Origin of the sequence: Mesorhizobium sp. M7A.F.Ca.US.006.01.1.1 (assembly GCF_003997935.1) — a bacterium.
Classification (GTDB): domain Bacteria; phylum Pseudomonadota; class Alphaproteobacteria; order Rhizobiales; family Rhizobiaceae; genus Mesorhizobium.
Genome location: NZ_RZQL01000026.1, coordinates 35,704 through 42,237, shown reverse-complemented (window position 1 = coordinate 42,237; position 6,534 = coordinate 35,704). Strand labels below are relative to the sequence as shown.

Below are 6,534 nucleotides of genomic sequence, written 5' to 3'. Positions count from 1 at the left end.
GTCGCTCCCGAGTGCTGTGCGAGCCGCTTCATGCGCCTGCGCAAGCGCAGCGATCCGCTTGACGATCTTCGCCTTGTCGCCGTCCTTGGCGAACAACCACTCCACGTCGAGCACGGGCGCGAGATAGGCTTCGCGATCGATGAAACTTCCACCGAGAGGACGGGCCGGGCCCACTGCTGGAACTTCCCTTTGGAAGAGATCGGGTTGCGTGGTGAAAATCGCGACGCAAGGAAGTTGCCGTCCGGACTTCCTAGCTTCGGCACGCAACCAGCCGACGAGGCTGCTGCCGTCGAAAACGGTCGGCGTGGAACCTGGCTCTTCGCCGAAATTTTCGTCGACGAGAATGAGATTCCATGACTCCTCAAGGCGATCCAAGAAATCGTCGTCGTGATGCGTACTGACGGCGAGTTCGTGCGGTTGCGGGACGAATGTCCGCGCCTCGGTCGCCGTCATCTGGTCGTCGATCACCCAGACTCTCATCGGCGGGGCCCCCGTAGTTCGACGGCGGTGGCGAACCCATCGCTTGGCGGAACGAATTGGATCGCACCGCCATATTCGTCCATTAGACTGCGCGATACGGTCAGCCCCAAACCCATGCCTTGGCCGAGATTGGGATCGACCTCTGTCGTGGTCGATCGGAAGGGCTCGAACCAGCGCTCGCCCGACTTCAGATCGACGCGCGCGCCCGAGTTCTCGACGCGCACAATGATTTCGTCTTCGGTCGCACGCCCCGTTGCGCGGACGGTTCCTGGGCTGCCGGCGAATTTCACAGCATTGCTCACGAGATTGGAGAAAAGCGCAGCCGCCTCGGCCGGGAAAATCGGTGGAGATATCAAGGATGCAGGAATGTCGTTGACAATGGAGATGTCGCGACGCTCCGCTGATGCTCGATAAAAGGCTGACACCGGATCAAAGCGATCCCGCAGCTTCAGGCGGGATCTACGCTTTCGCCCCTCGACACCCGTCATCTCAGAAAGATAGATTCCGTTGCGACGCAAACGATCGCGGAGTTCCTTGGCATCGGCTGCCAGAGCACGCAGCTGTTTTTTCTCCGGTCCATTCGGCATCGAAGCCGCGATCCGTTCAAGACCCTCTGCCACAGTTTCCGCCGTGAGGCCCAACCCAAGAATCTCATGAACGAAAGCCGCCTGTTCTAAACCGACCGATGCCAGCACGCGGAACATCACGGCTTCGGACACGTCGCCGCTGCTGATTTGATCCGCCTCAGCGACTACTTGCTCTAGCGCATCGAGGCGCTCGGCGGCTGCCCGCGGATTTCCAGCCGCGGTTAGGGACTTCATCTCCCTGACGATCGACACTGCTTGCTGGTGCAATTCCCGCGCGTGGAACGCCACCGGCGCGACGCCTTCGTCCGCGCGCACAGCAACTGCGCGGCGATGCTTGGCGTCGATCTTGCGGTGCTGCACGATATCGGCGCTGGCTATCCGCCGTTGGCGTACTTGGACGCCGATCGCCCACCTCACGACATCGCTGACGAAGTTCCAACGCGGTCCCGGTAGAAAACCTTCGCGGTTCACCAGCATCTGTAGCTTCGCCGAGCCTTCTCGCGTCAGGAAGACGGCGCCGAAATAATGCTGGTTGCCCTTAATGACGAGCCCCTCGCCTTCGTCGCCCTCCGGGGGCTGCCAGTTCGAAAAGCGTCGGAGCCGAGTTTGTTCGCCGCGTCCCCTGCTGCGGTATTCCGTGTCGAGATCGAGCCAATCGTCGTTGGGATCACCATAGGGCGGAATTCGAAAGCCTTCTAGATAGACTCGCACGCCGGTGAAAGCCCGCGTCCAGGGGTCGCCCTCTTTCTCGAATATCCGAGCGGTGAATTGCACGGCATCTTCGGACTTCGGGATCGCCAGTTCGCCGCGCCAGCCTTCCGCTTTCGCGAATTTCGGATTGCGCATCGCAGATTTGGTCGGCTCGACGGCTATCTTGACGCTACCGCGGTGGGGATCGCAGTCGATTTCGACTACGAAATAGGCGGCCTCCGAGACTGCGGGAACGTCAGTTGCGCGCTCTTTGAAGTCGCCGGAGTATTCGATCCGAAAGCCCGGGTCCCGCGACGAAGTGTCCCGGATGACGGGCCGAGCAAAAAGGAGTTGAGACGGCACAACGTTCTTCGTCAATGGCTCGATCAATGCCTCGGCAGGAACCAGCGTCGCCACGTCTCTGAAGAACGCGTCGAAATCCCGAGCTGTCCACAAGCGTCTCGGACGCTGCAAACTGAGCCGCGTACCTGCCTTTCGCGCGCCACCCGTCTGCTTCACCTCGACAGCATCGGTGCCGTCGATGTCGTCCAGGGTCTCAAGCGCTTCAATCGAGTCCCAATCGATGTGCGCATCAACCCCTTCGTTCGATTTCAAACCCTCGTCAGGGTCGAACGGCGACCCGTCCCAGCGACGAGAGGTGACGTGCAAATCAGAAGCCAGCTTGTGCGCGGCTAACCTCCCGACGCCCTTTTCGCCGGTGTACCTGCGCAGGAAAAGTGGAGACCGATTGTCGCCTTCAGTCTTCGTACGTCCGGCTATGGTCAGGAAGCCCTTTTCAAACGCCTCGACGGTCATTCCCGTGCCGTCGTCCTCGACGATAATCGAGCCGTCGAGGTGATTGAGGCGTTCGCCGTGAACCCGAACGCGGCGTGCGTCGGCGTCGTAAGCGTTCTTCACAAGTTCGACCATGGCCGTGCTGTCGCGGCCTACGAGCAGTTCTCCCAATTCCCTGAACAGCTTCGTATCTACTGAGAATTTCGCCAAAACGCCCCCGATGCGGCCCACAAATCCGAGGGCTTACAAAAACGAAGTTATAGCAAATCGTCTCCGAGATGCTACTGGTCTCGCATGAAGCGAGCCGACGCAATCCAAACCATGCACGATCGTTGCGCCATCTACACCGCGTCAGAAACGGCTGCACGCTTGCTGGACGTCGTGGGCTGGACCGCAGATCAGGATCTCTCAACCTCGGTCTTCCTTGAGCCATGCGCCGGCGAGGGCGCAATACTCGTGGAGGCCGTCGAGCGTTTGATCGCGAGCTTCCGGAGGCATGGCCATCGGCTCGCGAAACGACGTCTTATGCCGCGAATCAATGCCTTCGAATTTTACGGTCCCGTTGCGGCGGAGGCCCGACGGGCCGTTCGCTTGGTATTGATGCGCGAAGGCATTCGTTGGGACACTAGCGGTATGCTTGCGGAGGTATGGGTTCGGCAGGCGGACTTCCTCCTCCAGCCGCCTGAAAACGCTACACATATAGCCGCTAATCCTCCTTATCTTCGGTGGAGCAAGCTCCCACTGCTCTTGGCGGTAGAATATCGCGCCAATCTCCGACCTATGTCGACGCGCGGAGACGTGGCCGTCGCGTTTCTCGACCGAATGCTCGTTTGGGCGGGCAACGAGGGCCAGATTTCCGCACTCGTTAGCGATCGGTGGATGTTTGCGCAGTATGGCGCGGCGTTCATCGCCGACCTCAAGGAAAGAGGTTGGAACCTTGAGGTGGTGGATGATCAGCCGGTCAGGCCGTTCGTTCGGCAAGTTGGAGTCTCGTCCGCGATCGTTCGTTTGGATCGGAACGCTCCCGAAGCCGAAGGCGAGCAAAGCCGGCGGGACGCCGCTCGGACCATCCATGGGCGCCTGTTAGCGCGTTATGGAGCCCTCGACGAGGCTGGATGCACCGTGAAAGTGGGGCCTGCGTTGGGGTGTGGAGATACCTTCCTGATATCAAATGTCGAGGCAGCTGCCATCGAGTCCGAACTCGTCCGACCATTCGTTTCTCGCGAGATGCTCGACGGTACGGTGATCGAACAATGCGACGCGAAGGTCGTGGTGCCGTACGACCGAGCCGGCCATCCTATCGAATTTGAGGATTGGCCGCGTTTCGCCCGATGGGCGGGCGGTCACAAAGAAAAGCTGAGGGCTCGCAGCCACGTCACTGACGAGAAGCGATGGTGGCGAACCATCGACGCGGTTGGGCCGCAGTGGGACGAGAGGCCGAAGCTGTTGTTGGCCGAAATGTGCAGAGACATTGCGGCCACGATAGACCGCACCGGCGGGATTCCTTCACACTCTGTCTACGCGATTTGGTCGACAGAATGGCCGATCGAAGCGCTGCAGCGGGTCCTCAATGGCGGACTGCTTCGGTTGACCGCCGAGGCGGAGGCTCCGCGTCTCAAGGGCAGTTGGTTCCGTTTCTACAAGCGCTTCATCGTCTGCACTCCGCTCCCGAAATGGCCTGCTCTTTCGATCGATGCGCGGACGGCGCTGATTGGCAGAGACGTTTCGCGCTTCGCAGCTGCCTATGCCGAGTTGTTCGAGCACGAGCCCACGTTGTCGCCAGGAGGGGACAGTGCCGACTAGCCGCATGGACGACGTTCCGGACGCGAGGCGGCGTCTCATGGCTAACGTTCGTTCGGCAGACACCAAGCCGGAAATGGTCGTGCGGAGAATCGCGCACGCGCTCGGCTATCGATATCGCCTGCACATCCGTTCTTTGCCCGGGTCGCCCGACTTGGTGTTTCCGGGGAAGAGGAAGGTCATCTTCGTCCACGGTTGTTTTTGGCATCGACACCACGGCTGCAGCCGCACGACTTTTCCGAAGACGCGAGAGGACTATTGGAATGCGAAATTCTCGGCGAACATCGCACGGGATGCGGCGCAGGCGACTGCGCTTCTTGGGCTCGGCTGGTCTGTTCTCACAATCTGGGAGTGCGAGATTCGCGACCTTTTGGCATTGCGGCAAAGGATCTCTAGCTTTCTTTCGAACGACGCGGCCAGCGCTCCGTTTCCAAACTAGTTTGACTGGGGTGCTTTGGTGTCGATTCGCGGGTTTGGTGAAGACCTCTCGCAGACCACGCGGCCCGGATCTGAGAAAAGCCCGATGCCGCCGAGAAAGAACGGCAGCTTGGCCATCGCGCCCCTACGAAAGCCGTCGGTCCACTCCCGGCGCAAACAGGACGTTCGGTACGCCGACTCTTGTGTCTGCTTCGAGGCGCATTTCAGACGTTCAGTCTGATTCAAGCTTCAGTGAAGGGCTGCTTCGCGCCGCTTTTGCGCCATTCGAGTTGGTCGGCGAGATCCCCGAAACCGGCCATTCGTTTTACGGTTGCTCTCTCGGTCGGGTTCTAGGTGAACTCGACCTTCTGGAAATTTAATAGTAAGCGCGATCAACCTGCTGGAGTATTCAACTGTATGAGCAGAGGTGTTTCGTGCCTGGAATCCGGAGAGCGGTCGTGGTGAAGAAGCAGGAACTAATGATTTTCTACGCTTGGCAGAGCGACTCGCCAGAAGCCACCAACAAAACCGCAATCCGAGCGGCGCTGAAGAAGGCTGCGGAAACGCTTTTGATCCGGCACGACCGCCTCAGCGTCATCATCGATGACGCAACCCGCGGACTGATCGGTAGTGGAAACGTGCCGGACAGTATCCGGCTTAAGATCGAAGCTTGCGACATCTTTGTTGGGGACGTGACCACAATTAATCCTTCCCTGGGCGAGGAGGACAAGGATCGGCGTTGTCCCAACCCCAATGTGGCGTTTGAGGCGGGAATTGCCGCATCACACGTTGGATGGAACCGAATGATCCTTTTAACTAATACCGCTTTTGGGCCGATGTCCGACCTCCCTTTCGATTTCGACAGGCAGCGGATCTCACAATTTGATTTGGCAGAGGCGCCAAACGCTAAGAAGCGCAAGGCGCTGGCCGATCTCATGACCGTGGCGCTGGAGGTTATCGTCAAGGGTAACCCGAAGCGACCCGAGGAAATGCGAGCCCTCAACCCCAAACAGGTTCATCGTAAGCGCGACGTCGCAAATATCATCTGGGCGATGTCGCAGGTGTCAATCGGCCGACTGGAAGCAATTATTGCCGATCTACCTGATCGGGTACGGCCTTACTCCCATTATGTAAATGAGAAGTTCCATGCAGTCGTGACGAGCGCCAGCTTTCATATCTACGACCGGAAGCTCGCCAAAGCCTTTCGGAAGCTTGATCAAGCATGGGACCGTGCGTTTAGCTTTGGCCAGCATTACTTCTCGGCGCCAAATGGAGTATACATCTTCGGCACGCCGCGCGGAGCGCTTCCTCACCCGGACGAACGGGTTGATTATGCGACGATCTCTTCGCTAGCCGTGAAGATGCGAAAGCAGCTCGAAACGCTGCTCGCTATCGTCCGCACTGACTATCTAGAGGTTGATCTCGAAGAAACCGATCGCATTGCGCGAGAGCGCTTCAACGCCGAGGTGGGGGAAGTTGAAGCCATTTTATCAGGTGACGGTGACAGCGGCGGTGATGGCATCAAAGCCGAGCCGGAGCCAAATTGAAATTGGGCTATCAGCGGCCACAAAAGGTTATTGCACGGATAAGGGCTTGACCAATGTCTCTGAACCTCCAGAAAGGTGGCGAGCTGCAGACATCCGTATGATGTAGGCCTCGTCGTTATGGTAGCGAGTTCGTGCCGCGTATCCCTCGGGAAGCGAGGGCAATTTCGCCAAGTGTAACGAAATCCCTTACCGATCTTCGGCGTTCGCGAACAGCAGCC

General features: G+C 59.0%; 5 protein-coding genes. 3 read left to right on the top strand and 2 right to left on the bottom strand.

The features are described 5' to 3' along the window. Both EN943_RS07520 and EN943_RS07515 read right to left on the bottom strand, forming a co-directional pair. On the bottom strand, window positions 1-468 hold a 468-nt coding region (locus EN943_RS07520), incomplete at its 3' end, for a hypothetical protein (protein WP_164778115.1). Between the two features lie 8 nt (window positions 469-476). After that, window positions 477-2,762, bottom strand: coding sequence for an ATP-binding protein (locus tag EN943_RS07515; RefSeq protein ID WP_127412136.1), 2,286 nt, complete (start codon window positions 2,760-2,762; stop codon window positions 477-479). An 84-nt stretch (window positions 2,763-2,846) separates the two neighbouring features. On the opposite strand from EN943_RS07515, the gene EN943_RS07510 reads away from it, so the two are divergent. The 3 genes from EN943_RS07510 to EN943_RS07500 all read left to right on the top strand — a co-directional run bounded on the left by EN943_RS07510 (window position 2,847) and on the right by EN943_RS07500 (window position 6,316). Continuing rightward, window positions 2,847-4,355 carry a hypothetical protein gene (locus tag EN943_RS07510; protein WP_127412135.1) on the top strand — a complete coding sequence of 503 codons (1,509 nt, stop codon included), beginning with the start codon at window positions 2,847-2,849 and terminating at the stop codon, window positions 4,353-4,355. A 4-nt stretch (window positions 4,356-4,359) separates the two neighbouring features. Next, window positions 4,360-4,791: a very short patch repair endonuclease gene (locus EN943_RS07505; RefSeq protein WP_127412134.1), complete on the top strand. Its 432-nt coding sequence runs from the start codon at window positions 4,360-4,362 to the stop codon at window positions 4,789-4,791. A gap of 436 nt (window positions 4,792-5,227) precedes the next feature. Beyond that, the gene (locus EN943_RS07500) at window positions 5,228-6,316 is read left to right on the top strand and encodes a hypothetical protein (RefSeq protein WP_127412133.1); all 1,089 of its coding nucleotides are present in this window, start codon (window positions 5,228-5,230) and stop codon (window positions 6,314-6,316) included. Window positions 6,317-6,534: the final 218 nt, after the last annotated feature.